This window comes from Streptomyces sp. NBC_01454, assembly GCF_036227565.1.
GTDB lineage: Bacteria > Actinomycetota > Actinomycetes > Streptomycetales > Streptomycetaceae > Streptomyces.
Genome location: NZ_CP109461.1, coordinates 535,914 through 562,486 on the forward strand (window position 1 = coordinate 535,914; position 26,573 = coordinate 562,486).

The window sequence follows — 26,573 nt, forward strand, 5'->3', positions numbered from 1 at the left end:
AGAGTGAACCGAGCGCCTATTGCCACCCCATTGAAACACGAGTCGGAATGCCATTCAATAGATAGTCGACTGCGACTCAATGGGCGCCGCTGCGCGGGACATGCGCAGAACTGGCTGCGGCGACAAGACCGACCTGAGCTTCTTCGCCAAGCTGCGCCTCTTGTGGCACCCACCCTCAATCCGAGGGGGCGCGGAGGCTACGACTCCCGGAATCTGTCGTGCGTCTATGTGGCGATGGCCGAAAGCTATGTGACAACCCACCTGGGGGCCGCACCGAGCGCGCCTATGATCGATGCATGCCGTCGCCCCTTCCCACGTCCCTTGCTGTGTCCGACGCCATCACCCACTACCGCCAGCTGCGCGAGCTGACCGTCGACGAGCTGGCCTATGTGCTCCGGATGCTCGATCACCCGATCTCGGCCGACGCCCTCGCGGAGATGGAGCGATGCGCTCGTCCTGTGACCGTCGATGACCTCGTCGCGATCTCCTATGCGCTCGACACGACCCCCGCGATGCTGCTGTCGCACATCCCCATCGACATGCCGGAACCCGAGGGACCCCTTGCCACCGGGCTCCCCGGCGACGTCGACCAGGTCGAGCTCCGCGCCTGGCTCGAAGGAAAGACCACGCTCGACCGCGAGTCGCGTGTGGGCTGGTGGGAAGAGCGGGTCGCCCGCCTCAGGGTTCGGTCGGCGCACCACGAGGAGCAACTGCAGGGTGCGTACGCGGAGCTGCGCGAGCTCGGTGACCTAGCGCTCCAGGAAGCAGACGCCCCGCCGGTGCAGCGTCTTCAGTGGCGCATCCAGGACGGCGAGCACGCGCTCAACCAGTCCGAAGTCGCACTGGCGCTGACTGAGCATCGACTCGACAACCTCCGAGAAGACGCCTGACAGCTGAGTCCTGGCCAGTCAAAGTCGCCTATTGATGGGCGACTTTGACTGGTTTTCTGTCGTTAAGGTGGTACATCTGGTACATCAATCTGCGATACTGATAGTGCACTTGCGAATGGCTTCGCAAGTGCTGATGTACGAGAAGAAAGCTCGGAAATCGGTCAGGTGGTCCTCAAGGGGGCCAGCTTCGGATCCCGGGCGTGGTCGGGATCCGGGTCTCGGGGATGCAGTGTGGAACTGTGGAGCCGAGACGCTGGTCCCTGCAAAGAGGGCACCAACTGGACACGCAGGACTGAACGAGAGGAAGCGGGGGCGATCATGACTGAGGATCAGCCTCAGTTACCCGAGCAGCCGGCACAGGGCCATGCGACACCAACACAGGCCGTGCCGCCGCGACCACAGCTTCCGCCCGTTGTCACGGTCGAGCAGTGGGGTGCCGAGTTCCAGCAGACGCATCATCGCGAGCCGACGATGTCCGAGTACCAGGCCGCCGTTCATGCCGGACTGATCGCCCCCGAGCGCCGGCCTCGTGATCCGGCAATGCAGCAGATGGCCGACGGAGCCAGGCAAGTCGTCAACGGTGCCCGGGACTTCTTCAACACCAAGGTCGCGCCGGCCGTCGAGAACTCTGGAGCCAAGGAGTTCCTCAGCAACCGCGTTGCCCCGGCCGCGCAGAGCGCCGCGTGCTCGATGCAGCAGAGCACCTCGCCTCCGGGACTGGCCAAGCTGAGGGGGCTGGCCACCTTCATCCTTCCCGCCGCGGCATTCCTGGCGATCATCTCGCTGTTCATGCCGATCGCTTCAGCCATGGGTTTCTCGGTCAACTACTTCAGCGACGAGGCCGGAGGTGAGGGTGGCTTCTTGCTCTTCATCATGCTCGTGGCCATCGCCGCTTCTGTCGTGGCAGTCATCCGCAAGGCGAACTGGTCCCGCATCACCGCCGGAGTCGTGGGCATCGTCGCCGGCCTGATCGGCATGATCGACGGCTTCGGGACCATGAGCGCCGTTAGCGGCGCCCGCTACATCTCCGTCGGGGCGGGCGTGGTGCTCCTGGCGCTGCTGTCGGTCGTGATGCTGGCTGCTGCAGTCCTCATCCTGCTGTCGCCGCATCAGATGCCTACGATTCCGCCGATGTCATCAGCCCAGCCTCCACAGAGCTGACCCAAACCGACTTTCCAGAACGAACGAAGGAAACATCATGAACTCCACCAGGACCGCACGTGCGACGCGGACCAGGATCGCCGTGTCCGCCGCGGCCCTGGCCGCGGGTGCTCTCATGCTCACCGCCTGCAGCGGGAGCAGCGATGCTGCTTCCTCGCAGAGCCCCAGCAGCAGCCAGGCCTCCAGCTTCGACGGTGCCTACATCTCCATCACCGACGGGGCACGCGGCGGCGTCGCCACCATCGACGGCCACAAGATCACGTACATCAACGTCACCGCTGGCGACCAGCAGTGCCGGCTGACCACGAAGGCCCTCGACGACATCAAGCACGGCTCGATCGTCAAGGACGGCAAGACCGACAAGGGCCAGTACCAGGTCCTCTCGACCGGCACGATCAACGACAGCCGGACCAGCGTGCTCTGGGACGACGTCAACGGCTCTGATCAGACGGGCACTGACCCGGGTTCCGGCTCGATCTCGATGTCGAACAGCATGATCACGCTCGGGTACACCTTCGCCTACTCGATCGACCAGGTCCAGCTCATCCCCGCCGACAGCGACCAGGCGAAGGCATTGCTGGCCAAGGACTGCAACCAGCACAGCTGATTGCCGCACCACCCAGACAGCACAGAACCCCGTGGACATCACGTCCACGGGGTTCTGTCTTTTCTCTGACGCTTACTCCTGAAGCTGCTGCGCCCGGTACTCCTCGATCGTCTCCGGTGGCCGGCCGTACTTCGGCGCGTGGTGCTCGACGAAATCAAGCTCAGCCCACGCTGCCGGCTGCCGGATCCTCGACCGGGCCACCACGACGAACACCGTGGCACCGATGGCGATGTTGAGCAGATACCACCCAACCAGCAACGTCGTCAGCACCACAGGCGGACCGGCCTCGATCGCCACGGTGGCCAGAACGACCAAGCCTGCGTTGTTGACCAAGAGGCTGGCCACGTACCCCTCGAACGTGCCGGACAGGCGCGCCAGAGTGCGCGGCTCGTCGCGATGCCGCACAGCGCGCATCATCTCGCCGACGAACACCACGGTGGCCACGGCCGCCGCAGTGCTCAATGCCAGGTCGCGGGTCCCGGTGCTCCACCATCGCGCCGAGCGCCACCAGCCGCGCGGGAACTCGCCGCGAAGCCTGTATCCGAGCCTCATGCTCTTCCCCTTCTCCTCCTGCCGCGCAAAAGACGACGCACCCGGTGAGGACGATCGCAATGGTCGTACTCACCGGGTGCGTCAGCCCTCCACGCTCGCCCGGTCAGTCCTGCGGCTTCTCGCGCCGGCCCCGGCGAAGACCGCCGGCCGGCCGCTGCTGCGGCTCCGGAGTCTCCACGCTCTGAGGAGCCGGGTCGGCCACTCGGCGCGGACGGGGACGAGGGCGCGGAACCGGAGCCTGCTGCGGCGAAGGAGCCGGTGCAGGAGCCGACGTCCGCGGAGCCTGAGCCCGCGGGGCGGGCGTCTGGCGCGGCGTCGGCGTCGACTCCTGGATCGAACCCGGCTGACGCGCTGCCTGCGTCCGAGCCGGAGTCTGCGCACCAGGCGTAGCCGGAGTCTGACCCGAAACCGGAGCGGCCACGGGACGAGGAGCCGACGTTCCGGCTCCCAGCTGCCTCGGAGTCGGGGTGCCCTGAGCGGAGCGTGTCGGACGCGTGCTCGGCGCGGCCGGCTGCCCGGAAGCAGGGACAGGCGCAAGACCAGGAGTAGCTCCGCCGCTGAAGCGCTGCGGTGCAGCCTGCTGGTTGCTGCCCTGCTGGCTCTGCGCACCCTGGGCACCCGTGCCGAATTGCGTCGGGCCCGTCTGACCGGCGACGGCCTTACGGTCTCCGCTGGTCGGAACAGAACCAGCGCTGTCAGCGCTGCTCTGCCCCTGAGCGCCACCGCGAGAGTTCGGCGGCTCCGTGGACGAGGCCAGAACCTCGCTGGGGATGACTTTGTTGCCGTCTGAGGCGTACCCGAGGTTCGACAGGCCGCCCTGGTTGCTCAGATTCTGTGCCGTCTGCTTGTCCGAGTGCGAACTGCCCGCTCCGCCACTGGTCAGCTGCAGAAAACCGCCCTTGTTGCCGGGACCCTCGCCCTCCAGAGCAGACGCGACCAGAGCGCCAGCAGGACCGCTGCCGCCTGGCAGAGCCTTGGCGTCGTCACCGCCACCAGGACCACCGTCCAGCTCCGGGCTGTTCGGGCCACCCTCGCCGCTGCCCTCCAGGGCCAGCGCCTGCTTGCCCGCGGTCAGAGCCGTGGCGTCGCCGTTCGTGCCGCCGGCGTTCGTCGACGCCGTCTTGCCCGCGGGCTTGCCTGTGCTCGGGGACGCCGGGCCGCTGGTCTTGCTGTTGAACCCTTTGGCGAGTTTGTTGCCCATGGCCATACCCGCGCCGGCCCCTGCACCTGCGGCCAGAGCAGGCATCAGTCCACCCTTGTCCGGCTTCGGCGCGGTGTTGGTTTCCAGGAACTTGTCCACGAGCTTGGTGACCACCTCGTCCATCGCCTGCAGCACCGTCTTGCGGACCCGCAGCAGAGCGAAGGTGGTGCCCATGATCAGCAGCGACGAGACGAGCGTCAGGATCACCACGATGATCCCCCCGAGCGCAGGGCTGCCCCACAGGCCACCCGGGCTCATGAAGCTCGACAGGGGTCCAGCCATGATGTCCGGGACCGAGATCAGGAACTCCCCGACGAACTGGTAGATGAACAGCGTGACGAGGACCTCCAGGATCAGCGCCATGGAGTAGACGATTACCTTGGCGATCGCGGCCATCGCGCCCAGCGTCGCGAACGGCACGGCTGCCACGAGGCCGAAGGTCCTCTTGATCGCGCCGGCCAGCATGCCGATGGCGTACCAGAAGCCGAGCAGGACGATGGAACCCAGGACTGTGGCTGCGTTGGACCAGTACATGAACTTCGCCGGCCCCGTGCCCACCTGGCTGACGGCCATGTGGTTCTCGCGGGTGAAGCCGGACGTGGCGTTGTTCGAGCTGTACATGTTCAGCGAGCTGGGGCTGAACCCGGTGTTGAGGTAGTTGTACGCCGCTAGGGGAGACAGGTTGCACGAGGAGGGCGTCTTGCCCACCGTGAAGCCGCAGTTGCTCTTCGTCCCGGTCGTTGTGAAGACCGTCGAGTCCTTGCCGGGACGAGAGGAGGTCAGGCCCGTGCCGTCGGTCGAGATCACCGGGTGATCAACCGGCTTCGGCCCCTCCTCCTCACCGAACTGCTCCACGTCGCCGTAGCTGTCCTTGTCGACGAACCAGCTCTTCTTGACATCCGCGCTCTCGTCCAGCTGCGTGATCGAGCTCTTGATCCCCGACTCGAAGTCGGAGGCTGCGATCTCGTTGCTGCCGATGTACTTGCCGATGATCCCGAAGGTCGAGAACACCGCCTTGACGTCATCCGACGCACCGGTGCCGACGGAGACCGTGCCGTCCTTCCAGGCCGACTCGGCGTCGTTGGCCTTCGTGCCGATGCCGATGCCGTTGAACGTCGCTCCGTGGGACTGCTTGTTGATCGCCAGCGCGCTCGTGCGCACCGACATCACCGCGTCAGAGCTCGCCTGGTCGCCGTTCCAGGAGACAGTGGCCTGGTCCGGGATCCCGAGGCGGTCGTTCATCATCCACGCCTCGAAGTCGACATAGGTGCTCAGCACGACGCGCGTTGGACCGGCGTGCTGGCCGAGAACCGAGTTGTCGAACTTGTCAAGCACGCTGGTGTACATCGATCCGATGAGCGGCAGGCCGACGCCGATGAAGACGACGCGCACGATGAGCTTCTTGATCGCCGAGCCGCGGTCCATCTTCTTGAACATGACCAGGCCGATGAGCAGGAAGCCGATGAAGATCGGCACCAGCGCCTGCCACGAGATGTCGACGAGCAGGCCGTACCAGCCGCTGATCCAGTGCTGGAGGCCCGAGAGCGCGCCGCCTCCGGTGTCACCTCCCGTCATCCCGTCGGCGAAGGTCGGATTGACCGCCCTGACCGCCTGGTAGAACCACATGAAGGGGTTGATGAGCTTCAGGAACTGGAGGATGACGTAGAACAGCGTGCCGACCGCCAGCGCCAGGGCGTAGAGGACCCAGATGATAGAGCCTCCGATCACGCTGACGATCTGGCCGCCGATGCCCGAGGACATCGTGTCCAGGCCGAGGTCAGCGTTCGCCGCCCCGAAGTGCGCGTAGTCGAGCATGCCCGAGTACTTCGCGTGGCCCTTGTCGTCCTTCGCTGCCAGGGTCTCGTACGTGACGGTCTGCGAGGACCCCGAGACCTCAGCGAAAAACCAGCCCACGATATTGCCCAGACTGAACTCCGAGTCGGCGTAGCCAAGCATGGAACCACCCGAAGAAGGACGGCTCGTGACCGGCTTCCAGTTCTCATGCATGCCCTCGTCGTTCGACGGCGAGTTCTCCTCGCTGAAGTACGAGCTCGCATTCGAAGCCAGCTGGTAGAGGCTGTAGTTGTCGCGCTCCTTCTTGTCGTCCGCGGACGCCGGCGAAGAACTCGCCATCATGAGGACCGGCACGAACAGCGCGGCCAGGAGCACGAGGGCGAGCCGGCGCGCGAGCCTGCCCTGGCGGGCTCCGCCACCGCCGTGGCCGACCCAGGCACGCAGCCCCGCCACCGCCGTGATCGTCCCGATCATGGTCTCTCCCCTACTCCTCGCCTTCGTATCAGTGCTGACCTCGCTCATGCCTTGACCAGCTTCTTCGGCTTGGGCTTCCTCGCTGGCCGCCTTGCGCCGTCTTCGGGCTGCTGCAGGTTCTTCTCGCCGTCGCGGTGCTTGCCCCCGTCGCTCTGGCCCGCGTCAGCCTCGCCGTCGCCGCCCTCGCTGTGCTTCCGGATGCTGGTGAGGTTCGCGCCCGGCGCTGGCTTGTCGTGCATGATCGCGTCGATCCGCGCCGCCTCTTCGGCCCTGGCCACCTCCAGGCGGACCTGCCTGCGCTGGGCCTCGCGGTAGGGGTTGATCCCCAGTGCCAGGTCCAGGTGGAAGACCACGTTGGAGACGCCCCGGCGCAGGTACGTGAGGTTCTCGCCCTTGGTCGTGATGAGCTGGGCGAGATCCGGCGGAATCCGCTGGTGCAGCTGCTTCTGGTACTCCGCCACCGTGCCGTCGCGCATCGGGCCGAAGAGCGTGTAGTCCGCGGCGTCGAACTTGTTGAAGTCGCTGTCGGCCAGCATCTTGTCGACGTCGTTGTAGCTGTAGACCACCCGGCCGCCGCGCTCGTGCATATGGTCGAACTGGTCCTTGACGTACTTCTTCACCCGGTCGTCGATGTGCTCGGTGCCGTGGATGATCACCGTGTCGTCGAGCCCCAGCTTGCCAACGGCGAAGCCGACGATGTTCACCAGCTGCGCCATCGCCACACCCTTGCCGCGGCGCATGAGCCGCGAGAAGTCGTAGACCACGCGCCGCGAATCCCGGACCCCGTCCACGGCCGAGGCCGTGTGGTTGTTGAACAGGTCGCCGTTGGTGCTCAGCATCGCGTTGGCGATGCCCCTGAGCACGTTGTAGGCGCGCAGCTGGTCCGGGTCGGTCTTGCTGGAGTTCAGCAGCGCCTTGTGCGCGGTTGCCAAGTAGGAGACGAACATCTGAAGACGCGGCACCTGGGTGTGCGGGATGTTCACCACGCGCAGGCGATGACGCTGATTCTTGGCGTTATGCCGCCACATGCCCTGCTCGATGTAGAAGTCGGTCGCGGTGTCTTCGAGGGCGCTGCGGATGATCGAGCCGATCGCTCCGTCGCTGGTCTCGTAGAGCTGCGCGAACATCAGCTTGAGCTTCTCCATCTGGGCGGAGAAGACCGTCAGCTCGTCCTCCTCCTCGCCGAACATCTCGAACATGTTCACGTCGCCCTGATTCAGGTCCACGCGCGAGGTGAGCCGCTCGAACTTCGGGCCGAGCTTGTCGAGGTTCGCTCCGTCGAGGATGAGGTGGACGACCTGGCCGTTGTTCAGCAGCGCCGCCTGCGAGATCTTCGAGCACCACATGTTGGCCACCCGCTGGCGGTCGAGGTACTCGCTGAGCGTGGCGTCGGCGACGATCGCGTGGTGGTCGTAGGCGTTGACGTCCATGAGCACGGCGCTGTTGTTGACGTCGCCGACCATGTAGCCGACGTACTCGCCGCCCTTGTCGTTGAGGCCATTGGTCACCAGCGAGTACGAGCCGGCCAGCTCGGTCGAGGTGAAGTGGAAGCCCTTGCCCTTCTTCTTCTCGTTGTTCTTCCACAGGCCCGAGAGCTCCTGACGCTGCTCGCCTGCGTAGGGCGCAGCCTTCAGCGTGCCGAATCGGTCGATGTACAGACGCGTGACCCGGTCGATCGTGTCGTCCAGGGTCGCCAGATCGGGGGCTTTGAGGAAGAGCCGGTTGTGCACCGAGAGGTAGCTCGCACCGTCCTGGATCTCGCCGATCGTGACCCCGAGGTCACCGGAGATCTTCGCGGCCTTGCGCTTGGAGGAGGTCGTGCCCGTCTCCTCCTGCTCGTTCGCATCCAGCCGGTCCAGCTTCTCCGACTGCTTGGTGTACGAGTCGATCCACTTCTCATCCATCCGCTTGACCTGCTCAAGCACGACGGCGGTGACCCGCTCGTCCAGGCCGTCCGGGATCCGGTCGATACCCCAGAAGGCGGCGAAGTTGTCGTGCGCGGCGTCGTCGTGGAAGTACGCCAGGATGCAAGCGACCGAGCCGTCGACCTCGAAGTAGTCGGAGCGGAAGAGGTACTTCTCCTTCGGCTTCAGCGCGAGCAGGTGAGGGTAGGCGTCGAACGTGCCCTGGAGGTGCTTCACCTCCCGGCGGCGCTGCCACCAGTTCTTCTTCGCCTCGGCGGCCTCATCTGCTGCGCCGTCAGCTGCCGCAGTGTCCTGCACGCCCTCAGCCTGAGCAGCACCGTCCGCGCGCGGATCACCGACCACAAGCTCCGCGGTCTCATTCGTCTCGTCAGGCTTCTTTCCCGGAATGCCGAGCTGTGCCCGGACTTTCGTCATCAGCGCCATGGTGTCCTTCGTTCGTTCCTCGTCGTGGTGGTCGGCCTGGCGCTGGTCAGTTCAGCGACGCCTTGAGATTGAGCAGTTCGTCGTCGATGCCCTGGTAGAAGACCCGGAGCATCGGCAGGGCCTCCTCGCGGTCGAGTATCGTGGCTTCCTTGATCATCAGAGTCGAGCCGCCGACCTCGGCCTGGAGGACTTGGTGCCCCTTGCGCAGTGCGTCGGCGTTCTTGCCCTTGAGCAGCAGGTACTGGTGGATCGAGGTGAACTTCCCGCCCACGTGCTGCGTGAGAATGTCGTATTGCTCGTTCTGCAGCTCGATCAGATCGGGATCGCGGACCTGCAGGGCCTGGTTGCGCCGTTCCAGGTTCGCCACCTGGTGGTAGACCCGCTGCGGTTCCTTCGTCGTGATGAAGCTGTGCTCGCAGGCCGTCTCGACCTTGCGCCAGAAGGAGTCGACCCGATCGAGGATCCCGCCCCGGTCCTCGTCGAAGAGCAGATAGCTCGCCGATCCGACTACCAGGTAGACCTGGCCTTCACCGCCGTCGGAGAAGCGGATCAGCCCGTCCTCGTCGATCCCGTCGATGCCGACGATCGAGTAGAAGTCCGTGGGGTTCGAGCTGCGGCGCGTAAAGACGTGACGGGCCTTCGGCGGCAGGTAAACCAGGAAAGCCGGCACGCGCATGATGCGCAGCTCCTTCGTCTTCACCAGCCCGCCGAAGTAGGCGATCGCCGCCAGTCCCCAAAGAACGAAGAACGTGATGGCGACTGGGCCCGAGCTCGCGACGAACGTCGACGTGCTGAACCACAGCACGGCGAGGATGCCGCCGCCGAAGAAGAGCAGTTGCTTGATCGGGGAGGGCCTGGCCGCCAAGCCTCCCTTGCTCAGCGTGATCTCGTGGTCGAGGAAGCTCCTGCTCAGCGAACTCGGCACCTTGTAGGACAGTTTCGCCATGAATCTCTCATCTCCCCCTGCGACCTCAATGGCCATTGCTCGTTCTATCAAAAAGCCCTCATACGTGAGGTGTGTAGATAGCATCCTATCTCGGATAGGTCATTTAAATCGAGAATGAAAGGGGCTTAAATGGCGACACTCGATGACTCGGACTGGCGAGTCTGAGTCATCGAGTGTCGTCTGAGCGGCTGACAGATCAGTCGCGCAGTGAAAGCAGAGGCGCTCAGCCCATCGCTACCGCCTCGAAGCGCGGAACGTCGTCGCCCAGGTCGAGCACCGCCGGCGCATCAGCCGAGCCATCCCGGTCGAGGATCTCCTGACGGGACCGGCACTCCATCGAGCACGGACCGCTCCGAGCGCCGAAAGGGAGAAGCAGCTGGAGACCAAGAAGCTGCCGCCCTGCCGCCGCGCGTCTCCGCTGCAGCAGCTGCTTGAGGTCGACCATGTGATCGCGAAGGTGGAGGGATGAGCACGTCACCGGCGCCCGAGAAGGCCCTGCGCGAGGCGATGGCCCGCCTGATCGCGGGCAAGCAGCAGACCACCGACGGCAAGCTGACCAAGGAAAACCTCGACCGTGAGGCCGGGATCAGCCGGGCCACCATGAACCGGGCCGCCGAGATCATGGCCGAGTGGGACGCCTACGTCGAGACATACCGGCCGCCGCACCCGGGGCGAGAGCCAGCGGGACGCCGAGATCGCCGAACTGACCCGCAAGCTCAAGGTGAAGACGGCCGAGTGCATCGAGCTGAACCGCCGCCTGGACGCCGCCGCCACGGTGATCGCCGCCCTCCACCACGATAACCAGGCCCTGCACGAGCGCTTGGACGCCCGCGAGGGAGGCAACGTGCGGTCCCTGTCCGCATGGCGCGGGGAAATCCACGACCCGCCGTAACCCGGTTGTTTCCGCGGCTCCGGGTGACCACCAGGGTGAGGAGCCGCGGGAAACCACCATTCATCCGACCCGACATGACGCGCGGGGTGAACTCGGCCCAGATGGCCGGGATGGGTTTGGTCAGTGCGGGGTGGGGTGGTTGTGCAGGGCGGTGTACGGGAAGACCCCGAGGCTGCGGCAGTCCTCGCACAGGGACTGCATCCGCATCCCGGTGCCGTCGCCGCGGAAGCGGATGCGGCCCGAAGCTCCGCAGGCTTCGCAGGTGTGCTCGGAGGCGCTCTCGGCGGCATCGGTCAAGGCGGCGGCCCGGTCGGCGAACTCGCCGTCGAACTCGCCGACCTCGAAGCGGTCGGCGACGGCGACCCGCAGGCCGCCGAGCTGTGTGCTGAACTCCTCGATCCGGTAGCCGGGGTCAAGGGCGGACAGATCGCGGTGGAGTCTTTCGAGCAGTTCGGTCCAGCCGGGCCCGACGGTGGGGGCCCAGGTGGGGATCTGCCGGTCTGGGGCTTCGGTGAGCCGGGCATCGTCCGTCATGAGCACCATCTTCGCGCCCGGGTCTGACAACGGGCCGGGGATGCTGGCGGTGCCTCACGGTTCCGGACCGCACGCACGCCGTCGGGATTGTGCGGCCCGGTACCGGGGCATAGTTGGGATCTGATGGCTGGTCCGGGCGTCTAAGGCTCGCTCGGACCAGCCGGATACCGGTAGTTGGTGACCGGATCAGTGTAGGTTCCCCCGCTTCGAGGCCAATTGGCCTCTAGTGACCTGCGGTCTTACCCGCGGTCGCTGTACGGAGCCGGGAGGCCTTCCCGGAGTTCGAGACCCTTTCCTACACCCGGGAGGCTGGGGCGGTCCTGTGACCTGCACAGATTCACCGTTGGCCTCCGAGTGGCCCCTAAGGGCGGGAAGTGGCCCCCGTTTCGGGGAACCTACAATCAGGGCTGATATGGAACTCGCCGTCGGCGGCTCCGCCAAGGAAGGCGTCCCACTCGTCCGTGTAGAACAGAAGTGCGGGCCTGCTGGTGTCCTTCGAATCGCGCATGGCGACGATCCCTTCGACGAAGGCGACCTCGACGCATGCGCCGTTGCCGGAAGAGCGGCTGCTCTTCCGCCAGACGGCGGCGCTCAAGTCGACCTCGGGAGCGGGTCGCGTGTCGTTCGTGCTCATGTCTTGTGCATCTCCCTTGCGAGTTTTTCCAGGATGGCGGGGGTCTCTTGTGGGTCGGGAGCAGCTGCCCGCACCAGATCGAAGGTCTGGATGAACTTGCGGACGTCGCGCTCCTTCTCCAAGTACACGTTGCCTGCGATGGAGTCGACGTACACGACGGTGGGTGTCTGCGGCTCGAACTCCAGCAGCGAGAACGTCCCGGCCATCGCGATGTGGGCGCCCTTGGCCGTGGGCATGATCTGCAAGGTGACGTTGGGCATGGCCGCGGCTTCGATGAGGTGCTCGATCTGGGCCGCCATGACCTCCTTCCCGCCGACCGGGCGGCGAAGTGCGCTCTCCTCTACGACTACCCACAGTTCGAGGGGGTCGGGCTTGTTGGTCAGCCGGGTCTGGCGATCCTTGCGGAACCTCACCAGGCGGTCGATCTCGTCGAGTTCGCCCTGCCGTGCGGCACCGATGACGGCTTCCGCGTAGTCCTGGGTCTGTAGCAGGCCGTGAACGAAGATCGGTTCGTAGGAGCGCAGGACGCGGGCGTCGGACTCGAGGCCGGCGTAGGTGGCCATGCCGGAGGGCAGCACCTCTTCGTAGTGGGCCCACCAGCCCTGCTGCTGCGCGTCCTTGTGGATCTGCATCACGGTCTCCACCTGGGCGGCGTCCTCAACTCCGTACCACTGCAGCAGGTCGCGCACATCTCTGGCCTTGATTGGAGCCTGACCGGTTTCCACGCGACTGATCTTGGACTGCGAGCACTCCAGGTGCTCGGCGACTTCCTCGATCTTCTTGCCCGCGTGCTCACGCAGACGCCTGAGCTCGGACCCGAGCTGCCGGCGCCTCACTGTCGGTCCGCTGGCCGCAGCCATCACCCCTCCTCGCCTTCACCGCGTCGTCGGCGTGTTGCTGTACGCAAGTGTGCCGCACCAGGTGCCAGTTGCGCCTTCGCGCCCATGTTCGGACTTCGAAGAGTGGCAGCCGAAAATGAATATGCCACTTCTCTGACGCACTTGCGTGAGAGAACTTCGCTCCGCCATCCTAAGGGCGGTTCACGATCCGTAGCGCTTCCATCGCTGATCGTTCATGGCGGGGGTGCGCGGGTGCCGTCCGACCGGGAGGAGCGCTGGCGATGCGAACGGTGCCACAGCAGATGCGCCAGCGCTGGACGGACGGAATCCGAGCCCTGCCGATAGCCGCTCCGGTGACCGGCCGACGGCTGTCCTTCACGGTCGAGGCCATCGAGGCATCCGTGCCCGCCGCCCGGCACGAGGTCGCCGCCCAGCTGGCCATGTGGGGCCTGCCGCGCGGCTCGGATCTGGTCGACACCGCTCTGCTCGCGGTCAGCGAGCTGGTCACCAACTCGGTGCAGCACGCGGCCGTTTCATCGCCGACAGCGGATGTGGCGGTGGGCATGGACGGCGACCACCTGATGGTCGCCGTGCACGACCGCCACCCGCAGCTCCCGCAGCCGCTCGATGTCCCGCACCTGGACGGCAGCGGCGGCTGGGGCCTGAGACTGGTCGAGGCCCTGGCCGCGCAGGCGGGCGGGAAGACCAGCGCGCCACCGGACGCGGACGGGCTCGGCAAGACCGTCACGGTCTGCTTGCCTCTCCCTGTTCTTCGGCCGGCGGCGGCATGTACCCCCGTGGCGCCGCCGCCGGCCGAGTCGCCCCCGTGGCACTGACACGGGATGCGCGGCGGGCGCCGTTCCCTCCCTGCGGCGCCGTCGGCGGCCCCGCCCAGCCGCACGAACTCGCGGCGGGGCCGCCCCCAGGACATCGCCTTCACACCACTGAAAGACCCCTCGCTGACCAAGCTCCCCCAGGAGGAGAAGTGCCTGAACCAGCCGCCGGGCAACTGCCGTTCCGGGTCGAGTCCGATGCCGCTGCGCGCGAAGTCGTGGTGTGGAAGACCTTCGGCGTCCCGCCCCGGCAGACCATGCGGCGCAAGGCCATCGGGTCACTGGAGGTGCTGGCCGCAGAGGTCGCCGTCCACCGGCACGAAGCCTTCCTCCAGCACAGCCTCGCCCAGACACTCGCGTCGGCCGCCGTTCAGCATCTGGGCGCCGACCCGCAGAGCCTGGAGGCCGCGGTCAAGGCGCTGTCCGATCCCGCCGACACCACCCCCGTCAGCCAGATCCTGCGACGCGGCCCCATGCCGCCACAGCGGACCGGTTGACCTCCTGAACCGTTCTGCCCAGCCTGGGTGCTCCCCCGTGTCCGGGCGCGGGCAGACCTCCAGACTCCCGGCATGCGACGTATGTCGGGGACGGCCCGAAGCCGACGGACGCGGCGGCGCCACCGCGACCCGTACGGCGGCCAGGGCCACCAGCACCACCGACATGAGCAACACCCCGACAAGCAGGAGGATTTGCCATGAACGCCATTGCGATCGAGACCAAGGCGGCCGTCCCGGCCGCCGACGTGGTCGACCTCGACCTGGATGTCAAGATCGTCACTGCCGGTCCCGTGGCGGCGGCGCTGCTGAGCAGCACCGACGACGGGTGCGACACCAAGAAGAACGGCGACTGCTGACCTGATCGCCGGGGGTGCCTGCGGCGGGGAGTTCTCGCCGTAGGCACCCCGCTCAGAGATGAGTCGCACCACGGAGGAACGGCCGCTCGGGAGGCGCGAGAGTGAAGGCCAAGACACCGATGCCGTACTACCGACTGACCGGGCCGGCGATGCTGCGAGCAAGTACGCACCCGGGCGACGTGCCGCTGCCGCCGTGGCCCGGCATGTCCAACGACGCCGATGGCGATCGGTGGAGGAGGTGGCTCGCCCGGACATGGGCCAACCGCCCTGTGGCCGAGGCCGTCTGGATCGCCAGTCCGGTGCTTGCCGAGCAGGTCGACGCTGTGCTCGCCGGACGGCTGGCTGGTACTGGGCAGCTGCGGCGGATGGTGCTGGCGCTGTCCCGCTACCTGGCGCGGATGGGCAGCCGTGCCACTCCGTTCGGGGCCTTCGCCGGTGTGAGCACGGCGCACTTCGGATCGCGCGCGTCTGTGCGGTGGACGGATCGTCAGTACGTACGCACGCGGGCGGACACGGTGTGGCTCGCCGACGTGATCGCCCGCCTCGAAGGCTGCGCGGAGCTGCGGTTGCGGCTGCCGGTCGTGCTGAACGACCTGGCCGTCGTACGCGGTGAGCGACTTGTCGTGTCCTGGGCTCCCCATGCCAGCACCGACCGCCCGCAGGGCGAGGCGTCGGTGCGGCTCATCCCGGTCCTGCAGACGATCCGGGAGACAGCCCGGTCTCCCCTCCGGGCCGGTGACCTGGTCGACAAGATCGCCGCCGAGCACCCCGGCGCCCCATCGGAAGCGCTAGCGGCGCTGGTGGGTGACCTGATGGCGCGGGGCGTGCTGATCAGCAGCCTGCGTCCCCCCTCGACCGCCACCGACGCGCTCGCCTACCTCCTCGACCGGCTGGACCAGGAGGATGCGGCGGGCATCCCGGAGGTGAAACCGCTGCTGGGTGAATTGCGGGAGATCCAAGACCAGTTACATGCCGCCGACCGCACCGATCCCTGGACTCAGGGGCAGAGCCGGCGCGAGATCGCCACTCGGATGCGTGCACACTCCAGCTCCGTCGACCAGCCCCTCACCGTTGACCTGCGGCTCGGCGCCACCGTGGTGCTGCCGCAGGCGGTGGCGGCCCAAGCCGTCGCCGCGGCCGAAGCACTCATCAAGCTAAGCCCGGCGCCCACAGGCAACGTGTCCTGGCGTGAGTACCACGGCCGGTTTCTCGACCGGTACGGGCCCAGCACGCCGGTCCCTGTCGACCAGCTCGTCGACCCCACCACCGGGCTCGGCCTCCCGCGCCACTTCGCCCCGGCCCACCCGGGAGCCCGCCAGCTGTCGCCCCGCGACGAGGCCCTGCTCGCCCTGGCCCAACAGGCCGCGCTGGACGGCGCCATCGAGGTCGTCCTCGACAACAAGCGCCTGGACGCGCTGGCTGCCGGGGCCCGGATGCGGCCGGTGTCGCCGGTGGACCTGTGGGTCGATGTCCGCGCCGCCACGACGGCCGCGCTCGATGAAGGCGACTTCACCCTGGGCGTGTGCGGGCTTGGCCGGCTCGCCGCCAACACCGGCCGGTTCCTTGAGCTGCTCGACGAGCCCGACCGGAAGCTGGTCACGGGCCTGTACGCCGAGCTGCCGACCGGCGTACAGGGGGCCCTCGCCGCCCAGTTGTCGTTTCCGCCCCAGCAGGTGCGGCAGGAGAACGTCCAGCGCGTCCCGCCCGTCCTGCCGGACGTGATCGCCCTGGCCGAGCACGGCGAACCGGCCGCCGGCCGCATCCCGGTGCGGGACCTCGCGGTCACCGCCGATCAGAACCGCTTGTACGTGGTCTCGCTGTCGAGGCGGCGGGTGGTGGAGCCGACGCTTCCCCATGCCGGGGCCCGGCACACGATGCCGCCCCTGGCGCGTCTGCTCTTCGAGATCCCCCGCTCCGCCCACCCCCAGGTCACGTCCTTCGACTGGGGCGCCGCTGCCTGTCTGCCCTTCCTGCCGCGCCTCCGGTACGGCCGCAGCACCCTCGCCCCGGTTCAGTGGCGCCTCGATCCTGCCGACTTTCCCGGCTCCAAGTCGCCTACAAGCGAGTGGAGTACGGCTCTGGACGCGGTCCGCGAGCGACGGAGCTTGTCAACCCACATCGCGGTGGGTTCCGGTGACCAGCAGCTGCGGCTGAACCTTGACGAGGCCATGGACCGGGACCTGCTCCGCGCTCACCTGGATGCGGCCTCCGGTCCGCTCCCCGTGACCGAGGCACCCACCGCTGCTGATCACGGATGGTTCGGCGGACGGGCCCACGAGATCGTCGTCCCGCTCGCCGCGACCGCACCGCTCGCCCAAGCGCCCGCGTTCCTGACCGGCCCGGCACCGCTGCCACTGGCCGAGAGCGAGCCAAGGCAGGAGGTCGTCTACGCCAAGCTGTACGGGCATCCGGAAGTCTTCGACACGCTCCTCGCCGAGCATGTGCCGATGCTGTTGGCCCGCTGGGCGACGCCGCCGCAGTGGTGGTTCGTCCGCTACCGCCATCCCGAACCGCACCTGCGCATCCGGCTGCACGATCCGGACACCGCACGCGCCGTCGGCCGGGTGGCGTCCTGGGCCGATGGCCTGCGTCAGCGCGGCCTCATCGGTGAGATCACCTTCGACACGTACCACCCGGAGACCGGACGATACGGGAGCGGGGCGGCCATGACCGCGGCCGAAGCCCTGTTCGCCGCCGACTCCACCGCCGTCGTAGCCCAGCTCAGCGCGCTGACCGCCACCGGTCGCCTGCACCCGCAGGCCCTGACCGCCGCCAGCCTCGTCAATCTGGCCGCCGCGATGACCGGCAGCAAGAGCGGGGGGATGCGCTGGCTCACCGACCACCCGGGACTAACCACGAGCACCCCCATGCGGGACCGCGAGATGCGCCGGCAGACGCTGCAGATCGCTGACGGACAGGCCCTGCACCAGATCCCAGGCGGCGACGCGATCGCCGCCGCCTGGTCGGCGCGGTCTTGGGCCGCCGCCCGGTATGCCGCCTGCCTCACCCCCGAGACCACCCGCCTGACGCCGGGCTCGGTCCTCACCTCGCTGCTGCACATGCACCACATCCGCGCGCTCGGCATCGACGCCGAGAGTGAGGCGATGACGCACAAGCTCGCCCGCGCCGTCGCCCTGGCCAAGGCCGCCCGCCACAGGGTCGAGGATGGGGACGGCGAATGAGTGTGCTGAACCCGGTGCAGCGGGCCGCCGCAGCGGCCATGGCCGACCACCTCGCCGCCGCCCTGACCACGCCCCCGCTCATGGACTACGGCGACGACTACAGCCCGAACAGCCCCCGCTGGCGCGACCAGTCGCTGTCCAAGGGCGCCGCGGGCGTCGCCATCCTGCATGGCCTGCGCGCCCACCACGGTCTGGCAGACGAGAAGCCGGTGCACGCGTGGCTGGCCCGCGCCACCCGCGACGACCTCACCGCCGGGCCGGGAGCCGGGCTGTGGTTCGGCGCCCCGGCCCTCGCCTTCGCCCTCCACCTGGCCGCCCCCGGCGCATATCCGAGCGCCATGGCCAGCCTCGACGCCGGTGTCACCCAGCTCGTCCACACCCGGCTCGCCACCGCCCACGCCCGCATCGACGCCGGTCGGCGCCCCTCGCAGTACGAGTTCGACCTCACCCGCGGCCTCGCCGGGCTCGGTGCCCATCTCCTGACCCGCGACCCCGCAGGCGAACTCGTGCGCCAGGTCCTCGCCTACCTGGTGCGGCTGACCGAGCCGGTGGACGCCGCCGACGAGGCGGGGGCGAGCGCGCCGGGCTGGTGGACCCACGACAGCTCCGCCCACGAGCGCGATCCCGCCTTCGCCGCCGGAGAAGCGAACTTCGGGATGGCACACGGCTGTTCGGGACCCCTCGCACTCCTAGCCCTGGCGATGCGGCAGGGAGTAGTCGTCGAGGGGCACGCCACCGCGATCGACCGCATCTGCCGGTGGTTGGACGACTGGCGGCAACAGGACCCGGCAGGACCCTGGTGGCCCGAGCGGATCACCGTGGACGAACTCCACGCCGGTCGGCCGACCCAGGGCGGTCCCCTGAGGCCGTCCTGGTGCTACGGCACTCCCGGCCTGGCCCGCGCCCAGCAGCTGGCCGCCCTCGCCCTCGGCGACCGGGTACGCCAACGGGCGGCTGAGGACGCCCTTGCCCGGTGCCTGGCCGACCCCGTCCAGCTCGCCCGCATCAGCGACCCGGCCCTCTGCCACGGCCTCGCCGGACTGCTCGCGACCGCGTGGCACGCCGCCGCCGACGCGCTCACCCCCGCGATCATCGCCCACCTGCCGCACCTGCTCGACACGCTCCTCGCGCACGCCCGCGACACCCCGCCCGAACCTCTGCCCGGCCTGGTCGAAGGCCGTGCCGGCATCGCCCTGACCCTGCACACCCTCGCGACCGGAGTGACCGGCGGCTGGCCCGCCTGCCTCCTGATCAACTGAGCGACACCACAAGCCGATTGGACTTCTGAAATGAGCGAGCCGGACACCCGCTGGTGGCAGGTCAACCTGTGGTGCGACACCTGGCAGGCCGCCGAACAGACGGCCGCCCGCCACCTGGGCCCGCTGCTGACCGAGGCCGAAGAGGCCGGGGACATCACCGCCTGGTGGTTCATCCGAAAGCGCGAATCATGGCGGCTGCGCGTCCTGCCCGCCGACGACCGCGACACGGCCGCCTTCCTCGCCCTGCTGACAAGGACACTCACCGACCGCGCCGCGATCCGCCGGGCCGACGGTGTCATCTACGAGCCCGAGACCCGCCGCTTCGGCGGACCGGAAGCGATGCGAGTCGCCCACGGCCTCTTCCACGTCGACAGCCGCCACATCCTCGCCCACCTCGCCCGTGCGCACGAGAAAGAGAAAGACGATCACCGCCGCGAACTCGGCGTACGGCTGGCGACCCGCATGATGACCGCCGCCGGACAGGACTTCTACGAGCAGGGCGACATCTGGGCCCAGCTCGCCGAGCACCGCAGCAACGAGGACGAGAGCGAACCCTCCCCGGGAACGCTCGCCGCGGTGCAGACGCTCATCACCGCCGAAAGCTACAACCAGGACAGCCCCCTCACCCTGGAACCGCACTGGCCGACCGCCTTCGAGGACGCCGGACACACCCTCGCCGACCTCGCCCACCACGGAGGTCTCACCCGCGGACTGCGAGCCGTCCTCACCGACCACCTGCTGTTCGCCTTCAACCGGCTCGGCATCTCCGCACAGCACCAGAACGTCCTGGCGACCGCCGCCAGCCGCGTGATCTTCCACCGCGAACCGATACCCGACTCCGCCCCGACAAGCACCCGAGCCGCCCCCGTGAACCCCACTACAGTCAGGCCAGTGACCATGCACCCCACCGACGCCCCGGCCCCCGACGTGCACGAGCTCCGCGAGGCCCTCATCGCCAAGATCGACAGCCTCGGCAGCTTCCACACCCCCCAGGTCAAGGCCGCCTTCCGGGCCGTGCCCCGGCACCTCTTTCTGCCCGGCGTGGACCTGACGACCGTATACGCGCCCAAGCCTGTGGTGACCAAACGAGCCGAGGACGACACCGCCATCTCCTCGGCCTCCAGCCCCAGCCTCGTGGCCACCATGCTCGAACAGCTCGACGTCCAGCCGGGCCACCGCGTCCTGGAGATCGGCGCGGCCACCGGCATCAACGCCGCCCTCCTGTCGGAGCTGGCCGGCCCGACCGGCTCGGTCGTGACCATCGAACTCGACGAAGACCTCGCCGACGGCGCCCGCCGCGGCCTCGCCGCCGCCGGATACGACCGGGTCGAGGTCATCTGCGGCGACGGCGCGCTCGGCGACCCCAGCGGCAAGACGTTCGACAGGATCATCGTCACCGCGGGCGCCTGGGACATCTCCACCGCCTGGTGGCAGCAACTCGCCGTCGGCGGACGCATCGTCGTGCCGCTTCGCCTTCACGGCAGCGGCCTGACCCGCTCGCTCGCCTTCGACCGCACCGTCGAGAACCGCATGGTCAGCACCAACGCCGAAGTCTGCGGATTCGTGCCCATGCGTGGTGCCTCCGAGATGGGCGAACGCCACGTCCGCCTCGCCGACGAGGCCATCCTCAAGCTCGACACCAACGACCTTCCCGACGAGGATGCCCTCGCCCAGACCCTCACTCACCCCGCCCACACGCAATGGACCGGCATCGAGGTCCGGCACGATGAGCCCGGCGCTCACCTCGACCTCTGGCTCGCCACGATCAAGAGCGGCTTGAGCTTCGGCAAGCTCGCGGTCTCCGCTTCTGCCCGCGAACTGGGCCTGGCCGATCCCGCCCTGCGCTGGTCCGGGGCCACCGTGTACGAGGGCGGAACGATCGCCTACCTCGCCGTCCGTCCGATCGACGACGACACCGACGAGCTGGGCATCGTCACCCACGGTCCGGACAGCAGCAAGGTCACCGAACAGGCGGACGACCTCCTCAGCCACTGGGCCCAGGACCGACCCGCGCAGCCCGTCGGCACCGCCTACCCCGCCTCCACCCCCGACGGGCAGCTCCAACCCGGCGCCCGCATCACCCGCCCCGACACTCACCTCACCATCAGCTGGTGATCAAGCAGGCAGGCGGGCACGGGCAACTCGTCGCCGCCCGCCCGCCGGGCCTGCACTGAATGGCGAAAGCCCCGGTGGACCGCTGACCTCGGTCATGTCGCCGGGGCCAAGCCATGCCCGGCCCGGGAACCAGCTCTCGCGTACACCCTTGCGAACGCGTCGGCGGAACCGCCGACAGAAGCGTTACGCACGGTCCCGATAGGCGGTGATCGCCACCCCGTTGCTGTCGGCCCACTCGTACAAGGGTTGACCGGGGAAGAAGGGCGTGCGCTGGTCCCTCACGAGGGCTCCGGTCCGTGGTGTAGCGCGACTCGGCCTCACCGAAGTGATGGTGGATGCGCGACAGAAGACGGTGGACCGTCTGGACGGTCAGCGGGCCGACCTTCACGAGATCCTCGATGGCGGCGCTGGTATCCGCGACAGCGTGGGCGGCACCCCGCTCGGCATCGAGACCGACGAAAGCTACCTCCGGGACTCCAAGAGAAGCGGGGATCGTCACGTCGGGCATCGCCGCCGGGTCTGAGACAAGCCGGACACGTACATTACAGACGCACCGGGTTCCGGCGCGATGCGCGGCATGACGGGCGAGGACACCCAGAGCGCCGAGCGTCAGCCCCGCGACGTCTCCCGGCGAGATGTTCGGTGGCGGGCCAGGGGCCTCCGGGTCCCAGTGAGGGCGGGGATCATGGTGCCGGAGCTCGTGATCAATCACCCCGGTTCCGTCAAGTCCGAAACACCGCCTGGGTCTGCATGAGACAGCAGCGGGCGCTGGCGCGCATCCCCTCGCCGGACGGGTACAGCTCGCTGAAGCGCAGCCCGGGCTCGGCAGCCCAGAGCAGCTCCTGAGCGAGCTCTTCGGTGAAGACGGCCAAGGTGCTGCCCTTGAAGTCCACGCTACCCGGAACGTGGGGCATGAGCGTTACGAGGAGTCGTGCGTACCGCCGGCCGGCGGGCAGATGCTCCGCCACCAGCCCCCGCTCCATCGCGTCGCGGGCAGCAGCCCGCTCGTTCCGCAGTGCCTGCTTCTGCCCAGCTGCACCAACGAGGTGCAGCCTCTCGACGCCAGCGTTACCACTGCGTCGCGCAAGAACCTGGCGTCGCCATGGACATAGCCGATCAGGCCACCCGATCGCCCAGCTGCACGATTTCGTTCATCGTCCCCATCACATCCTCCTGTTGTCGCTGTCGTGAAAAGGCAGCAGCGGGCCCCGAGGTCCGGTGACTGTGCGGGACCCGCTGCTGCTCGTCAGTGCCTGTCCGGGCATCAGCCGAACGACGGCACGATCTTCTTCTTGCCGCCCTCTTCCTTCCAGGCAACCTTCGCGTCAAAGGTCTTACCCTTCGACGAGACGAACCCCGTGCCTTGGATGGTCTTGCCGGCCGCCAGGTCACGCCTTTGCACATCGGTAAAAGTCACCTGGCACCAGGACCGCGGCGGCTCGTCGCCAGAGTCGAAGTCGGGGACGATCTTCTTCGCCTTCGCGTCCCAGCTGACCTTGCAGCCGAAGGTCTTGCCGGTCCTCGCGCTGACGAAGTCGTTGATCTCCAGCGCCTGGCCCGCCAGGAGCGCCGTGACCTCCGCCGGCGTGAACGTCCGGCCGGACCACTTCGTCGGCCTGTCGGGTACTGTCAGCTGGAACCCGACGAACTTGCGGCCCTTGAAGTCGCCGACGCCGAGCGCACCGGTGGCCGTGAACGGCTTGTCCGCCGTGTTCGTGGCCTCGAACGTGATCGTCTCGCCCGCCAGCAGCTTCGCCACCTCGTCATCGCTGAGCTCGTGGCCCGACCAGACCTTCTTGAAGGTGACCTTCTTCGGCCCGCCCGGAGCGGCCTGCCACACGCCCTCGGCGCGAGCGGCGATCTGGGTCTCACTCAGGCCCAGCTCGGAGCGCATGGACGCGGCGTTCTTCGACATCGTGGCGATGTCCTCGCAAACCCAGTCGGCGACGACTGCGAGGCGCTCCTCGGCGGTCGCGGTCCCGGCTGCGATGTCGCGCATGTCGGCGTAGACCTTCTCGGTGAGCCCGAGGTCGCCGATGCGCGTGCCCGGCAGCAGCCGCCAGCTCATCTCGCCGGCCTGCGCGAGCCTGAGCTTCCGGCCCTTCTCCGAGAGCAGCGGGAACTTCGCCCTGTCGCTGGTGACCTCCGAGTACGTCGAAGTGCGGGTCGCGCCCGTGCCCACGTCGCGCTTCTCCAACTGCTTCATGAGCCACTTCATAGTCGGGTGTTCAGGGCGCTTGTTCGCACCCTCGAAGACGAACGGCGCCGCAGTTCGGCCCAGACCCTTGCTGCTCTCGTTCTCGTCGCCCTCGGCGGAGTCGTCGCCGGCGTCCGGATCGAACACGGCCCGCCAGCCAGGGCTCTTGGGCACGTTGGCGATGCCGACGAAGTCCGGGTACTTCTCCACGTGGCCCTTCTGCTGCTCGTAGAGGTAGTCCTCGGCGAGCATGGCCAGGTAGTTCTTCGCGAGCATCTCGTAGATGAGGCGTCCGGCCTTGCCGTACTTGTGCTCGACCCCGTCCAGCGAGGAGGGCACCTTCGGTCCCGGACGATTCGCGCCGTGCGCGCCCTGGGGCTTCACGTGTGTGGACCGAGGCTGGCGGTGCGTCAGAAGCGCAGCGTCGACGCCGACCACGGCGGTGATCTTGTCGACCAGCGGGGCGAGGTCCTTGAACTGCTCGGGCGTGATCGTCTTGTCCTCCGTGCGCGGGTACGAGACGACCTGGTCCTCGTACATCTTCTGGTAGGTCGAGAGCGTGAGGTTCGCCTTCACGCCCTTGCCGACGAGCATCGAGGACAGGGACGCCAGGTCAAGCAGCTTCGGCGGCGCGGTCTTCTTGTCCGCCTTGCTGTCCAGGACCACAGGGGAGGGGCCGTACTGCTGCGGCACCTGACCCTTCTGGTCGAATCGCGGCTCGTCCGGGTTCGTGTACATGACGTCGTTCTCGTCGCGGAAGCGGTTCTGAAAGAACGGCTTCTTGACGTACTCGGCATAGGCCTTCTGCTGGTCGCCGACAAGAGAGACCATCGCCGACTTCAGCCGGCCCTGGCGCAGCACGAGGTCCTGGCCGGACTGGCGGCCCATCGCTGTGGCGATGCGCGTGAACTGCATGGAGAGGAAGTCCCACTGCGAGCGGTACATCGCCTTGCGGTAGTCGCCCTCGTCCTGCATGGACTTCACCGGCCGGCGCTGTTCGAACGCCTTCTGGATCGACGCCTTCGACTCATCGGTGAACTCCATGCGGCTGAACTTCATGCCATGGAAGCCGAGTTCGTCGATCGCCTCCCAGAAGAGCAGGTCGCCCTCGCCGGACGGATCCAGGTCCGTGGCGATGACGATTTCGTCGCCGCGGCCGAGCGCCGCACGCAGAGCCTTGATGACGTCTGCGACGTTCTTCTGCGGCTCGCGCTTCCACGTCAGGTCTTCCGGGTTCCACGGCAAGTTGCCCAGGTCCCACTTCTGATAGGCGTCCGCGAGTGAGGAGTCCACCATCGCGTGCGGCTGGGCGAACTCGTAGAGATGACCCCTCAGGCTCGCCACTTCGTAGGCCGTGCCCTTGTAGCTGCCCTTCGTCCCGCCGAGGGCGCTGGCCATGTTCCTCGCTGCGCTCGGCTTCTCTGCGACCACGATCGCGACCATGTCGACTCCTTCTCGTCGTTGACTTGGAAACGAGTGTGAGCCTACTCGAAAAGGATGGATGAATGAGAGTCAAAAGGAGCCTGTAAAGACTTTGAATGGCGCAGGAGCATGCAGAGAGAGCCCGGCGCCGGCACGCTGTTCGAGCAATCACCGCTCGTCGAAAAAAGAGAAGACCCCGAGAAGCTGTGCTTCTCGGGGTCGTCGTCTGTCCAGCGCCATTACCGAGTCGGCATCGCCACGCCGAGCCGGACACGGTACACCCGCAGCACCTTGCCGAGCGTCTCGAGTCCCTCCGGGTGCTTCAGGCATTCCTCCAGCTCCTTCAGCCGGACGGGCCGCACGCCTGCCACCTCGGCGACCTGCTTGCGCGTGGCCTGACCCTGAGCTTGATCAGCAGATCCGGCAGGTCCGCGGTCAGGTCCTCGAACATCCGGAACTTCTCCCGCTCGCCCATGCGCGTGTGGCCGACATGGATCGCGCCACAGCTCTCTTCGCACCAGTACCAGCTCGTCGACACGTCTTCCCGGAGCTTCGCGGGGGTCTCCTGCTGGCTCCGGTAGCGGCGCTTGAAGGCCCACGTCCCTTCGCGCTGTGTCCGGCATCCGCGCGGCGCGTCCTCGGGCCGCGAGGCCGGCGCGGCCATACCCGCTTCTCTACTCTCTCGGCAGTTGTCGGATTCCGGGGAGCAGTGGGGGCCTGAGTGGGCGTTGAAAGTGGTGGCTGGCTTGTTGAGTTCTACGACCTGAAGCGACCTCTGGCCCCGCCGGGTGACGACTTGGCGGACAAGGTCGGCGACGTCCTGGCTCGGGCCCAGAAGAACGGCGCGCGCCATCGGACCCCGTTTCTGATCCCAGCAGACGATCGGCTGCCCGATCTGCGGGTCGACCTCTACTTCCGCAAGAGCAAGATCGTCTCGAAGCAACCGACGACCTGGCGCCGGTACGCCTACTCGCTCGCGGTGTGGCTCGGCTTCCTCGACACCCTCGGCGTCTCATGGGACGAGGCAGCGGGCGAGGACTACACGGACTTCAAGTTCTGGCGGATCACTGACGTCTCCAACGGTGAACGCATCGAGCCCACGTCGTTCGACACCGACCGGTCGGCGCTGAACTCCTTCTACACGTGGGCAGGACCCCTCTACGGCTGCATCAACCCCGTGGCGACCGGCGACATCCTGGGTACCGCCGACCCGGTCGACATCCCTGCTGGACAGGGTCGGCGTGACCCCGCGCGCCCAGCCGGCTCAACTCGCCGGAGAGTGAAGTGGTTGCTGCGGGGTGCCTTCGAGCAGTGGCGGGACATCGGGTTCCGCGGCTACGGCTTCGACGGGCTGAGGGCCGAAGGGTGGCGGGGCGCTCATGAAGACCGGGACTGCGCGTTCGTCGACGGGTTGTACGGGACGGGGCTGCGGCTGGCGGAGTGGGGCAGCGTGCTGGATGTGGAGCTGCCCTCCGTTGACGCCGCCGGCCGGTTTCCCCGGGCGTACCTGGCGCGTGCCTGCGCCAAGGGCAAGCGGGAGGGACGCGAGTACCGGGTTCCCGTTGGCGTTCTGAAGTCCGTCACGGGATGCATGGACCCGATCGAGGGGTCCCGGGCGGAAGCAGTCCGCCGCGCGCGGCGGGCGGGCCGCTACGAGCGGGTGGCCAGGCTGAAGATCGTCACGCGGTTCAGTCCTCAGGCCCGTACGCTGACCGTCCTGACGGCCGAGGGCAGCAGCACGCTGTCCCTGGACGGGCTGGATCCGGAGGAGCGGCTGCTGCGTTCCGGCAGACGCCCCAGGGCCTGGAACCGCTCGCGGTATGGCTCGGCGTGAACGGGT

General features: G+C 67.8%; 23 protein-coding genes. 12 read left to right on the top strand and 11 right to left on the bottom strand.

Going from position 1 to position 26,573, the window contains the following annotated elements:
* Nucleotides 1–296 precede the first annotated feature (296 nt).
* From OIU81_RS39250 to OIU81_RS39260, 3 genes are all read left to right on the top strand, one after another.
* Complete coding sequence (locus OIU81_RS39250; RefSeq protein ID WP_329143046.1) at nt 297–890, top strand: DNA-binding protein; 594 nt, start codon at nt 297–299, stop codon at nt 888–890.
* Between the two features lie 318 nt (nt 891–1,208).
* Nucleotides 1,209–2,051, top strand: coding sequence for a hypothetical protein (locus OIU81_RS39255; RefSeq protein ID WP_329143044.1), 843 nt, complete (start codon nt 1,209–1,211; stop codon nt 2,049–2,051).
* 37 nt (nt 2,052–2,088) lie between these two features.
* Nucleotides 2,089–2,658 carry a hypothetical protein gene (locus OIU81_RS39260; protein WP_329143042.1) on the top strand — a complete coding sequence of 190 codons (570 nt, stop codon included), beginning with the start codon at nt 2,089–2,091 and terminating at the stop codon, nt 2,656–2,658.
* 72 nt (nt 2,659–2,730) lie between these two features.
* Here OIU81_RS39260 and OIU81_RS39265 read toward each other — a convergent pair whose 3' ends face one another.
* The 5 genes from OIU81_RS39265 to OIU81_RS39285 all read right to left on the bottom strand — a co-directional run bounded on the left by OIU81_RS39265 (nt 2,731) and on the right by OIU81_RS39285 (nt 10,418).
* Nucleotides 2,731–3,210, bottom strand: a complete 480-nt coding sequence (locus tag OIU81_RS39265; RefSeq protein WP_329143040.1) for a hypothetical protein — start codon at nt 3,208–3,210, stop codon at nt 2,731–2,733.
* A 103-nt stretch (nt 3,211–3,313) separates the two neighbouring features.
* Nucleotides 3,314–6,580, bottom strand: coding sequence for a hypothetical protein (locus OIU81_RS39270; protein ID WP_329331921.1), 3,267 nt, complete (start codon nt 6,578–6,580; stop codon nt 3,314–3,316).
* Between the two features lie 143 nt (nt 6,581–6,723).
* Nucleotides 6,724–9,018, bottom strand: a complete 2,295-nt coding sequence (locus OIU81_RS39275; RefSeq protein WP_329143036.1) for a hypothetical protein — start codon at nt 9,016–9,018, stop codon at nt 6,724–6,726.
* Between the two features lie 55 nt (nt 9,019–9,073).
* A complete protein-coding gene (locus tag OIU81_RS39280) occupies nt 9,074–9,973 on the bottom strand; it encodes a hypothetical protein (RefSeq protein WP_329143034.1) in 900 nt (299 codons plus the stop codon).
* Between the two features lie 223 nt (nt 9,974–10,196).
* Nucleotides 10,197–10,418, bottom strand: coding sequence for a hypothetical protein (locus tag OIU81_RS39285; RefSeq protein ID WP_329143032.1), 222 nt, complete (start codon nt 10,416–10,418; stop codon nt 10,197–10,199).
* A gap of 276 nt (nt 10,419–10,694) precedes the next feature.
* Between OIU81_RS39285 and OIU81_RS39290 the strand changes: the two genes are divergently transcribed.
* Nucleotides 10,695–10,865, top strand: coding sequence for a hypothetical protein (locus OIU81_RS39290; protein WP_329143030.1), 171 nt, complete (start codon nt 10,695–10,697; stop codon nt 10,863–10,865).
* 120 nt (nt 10,866–10,985) lie between these two features.
* Here OIU81_RS39290 and OIU81_RS39295 read toward each other — a convergent pair whose 3' ends face one another.
* From OIU81_RS39295 to OIU81_RS39305, 3 genes are all read right to left on the bottom strand, one after another.
* Nucleotides 10,986–11,399 (bottom strand): hypothetical protein, encoded by a 414-nt coding sequence (locus tag OIU81_RS39295; protein WP_329143027.1) that lies wholly within the window; start codon nt 11,397–11,399, stop codon nt 10,986–10,988.
* A gap of 361 nt (nt 11,400–11,760) precedes the next feature.
* Nucleotides 11,761–12,033 (bottom strand): DUF397 domain-containing protein, encoded by a 273-nt coding sequence (locus OIU81_RS39300; protein WP_329143025.1) that lies wholly within the window; start codon nt 12,031–12,033, stop codon nt 11,761–11,763.
* Nucleotides 12,030–12,893 carry a helix-turn-helix domain-containing protein gene (locus OIU81_RS39305; RefSeq protein WP_329143023.1) on the bottom strand — a complete coding sequence of 288 codons (864 nt, stop codon included), beginning with the start codon at nt 12,891–12,893 and terminating at the stop codon, nt 12,030–12,032. The genes OIU81_RS39300 and OIU81_RS39305 overlap by 4 nt, the downstream gene beginning before the upstream one ends.
* A 260-nt stretch (nt 12,894–13,153) precedes the next feature.
* On the opposite strand from OIU81_RS39305, the gene OIU81_RS39310 reads away from it, so the two are divergent.
* The 7 genes from OIU81_RS39310 to OIU81_RS39340 all read left to right on the top strand — a co-directional run bounded on the left by OIU81_RS39310 (nt 13,154) and on the right by OIU81_RS39340 (nt 21,637).
* Nucleotides 13,154–13,708, top strand: a complete 555-nt coding sequence (locus tag OIU81_RS39310) for an ATP-binding protein (RefSeq protein ID WP_329143021.1) — start codon at nt 13,154–13,156, stop codon at nt 13,706–13,708.
* Nucleotides 13,709–13,857: 149 nt separating this feature from the next.
* Nucleotides 13,858–14,202, top strand: coding sequence for a hypothetical protein (locus OIU81_RS39315; protein ID WP_329143019.1), 345 nt, complete (start codon nt 13,858–13,860; stop codon nt 14,200–14,202).
* A 197-nt stretch (nt 14,203–14,399) separates the two neighbouring features.
* Complete coding sequence (locus OIU81_RS39320) at nt 14,400–14,558, top strand: FxLD family lanthipeptide (RefSeq protein ID WP_329143017.1); 159 nt, start codon at nt 14,400–14,402, stop codon at nt 14,556–14,558.
* 101 nt (nt 14,559–14,659) lie between these two features.
* Complete coding sequence (locus OIU81_RS39325; protein ID WP_329143015.1) at nt 14,660–17,740, top strand: lantibiotic dehydratase; 3,081 nt, start codon at nt 14,660–14,662, stop codon at nt 17,738–17,740.
* Nucleotides 17,737–18,999: a lanthionine synthetase C family protein gene (locus tag OIU81_RS39330; RefSeq protein WP_329143013.1), complete on the top strand. Its 1,263-nt coding sequence runs from the start codon at nt 17,737–17,739 to the stop codon at nt 18,997–18,999. The genes OIU81_RS39325 and OIU81_RS39330 overlap by 4 nt, the downstream gene beginning before the upstream one ends.
* 30 nt (nt 19,000–19,029) lie before the next feature.
* Complete coding sequence (fxlM, locus tag OIU81_RS39335; protein ID WP_329143011.1) at nt 19,030–21,114, top strand: methyltransferase, FxLD system; 2,085 nt, start codon at nt 19,030–19,032, stop codon at nt 21,112–21,114.
* A gap of 265 nt (nt 21,115–21,379) precedes the next feature.
* Entirely contained in the window at nt 21,380–21,637 is a 258-nt protein-coding gene (locus OIU81_RS39340) for a hypothetical protein (RefSeq protein ID WP_329143009.1), read from the top strand.
* Nucleotides 21,638–21,836: 199 nt separating this feature from the next.
* On the opposite strand, the gene OIU81_RS39345 is transcribed toward OIU81_RS39340, so the two are convergent.
* The 3 genes from OIU81_RS39345 to OIU81_RS39355 all read right to left on the bottom strand — a co-directional run bounded on the left by OIU81_RS39345 (nt 21,837) and on the right by OIU81_RS39355 (nt 25,397).
* Nucleotides 21,837–22,028 (bottom strand): hypothetical protein, encoded by a 192-nt coding sequence (locus tag OIU81_RS39345; RefSeq protein WP_329143007.1) that lies wholly within the window; start codon nt 22,026–22,028, stop codon nt 21,837–21,839.
* A 350-nt stretch (nt 22,029–22,378) separates the two neighbouring features.
* On the bottom strand, nt 22,379–24,754 hold the full coding sequence (locus OIU81_RS39350; protein WP_329143005.1) for a DNA topoisomerase: 2,376 nt from the start codon (nt 24,752–24,754) through the stop codon (nt 22,379–22,381).
* A gap of 322 nt (nt 24,755–25,076) precedes the next feature.
* Complete coding sequence (locus OIU81_RS39355; protein ID WP_329143003.1) at nt 25,077–25,397, bottom strand: hypothetical protein; 321 nt, start codon at nt 25,395–25,397, stop codon at nt 25,077–25,079.
* Between the two features lie 132 nt (nt 25,398–25,529).
* Here OIU81_RS39355 and OIU81_RS39360 point away from each other — a divergent pair, with 132 nt between their 5' ends.
* A complete protein-coding gene (locus OIU81_RS39360; protein WP_329143001.1) occupies nt 25,530–26,567 on the top strand; it encodes a hypothetical protein in 1,038 nt (345 codons plus the stop codon).
* The last annotated feature ends 6 nt before the right edge of the window (nt 26,568–26,573 follow it).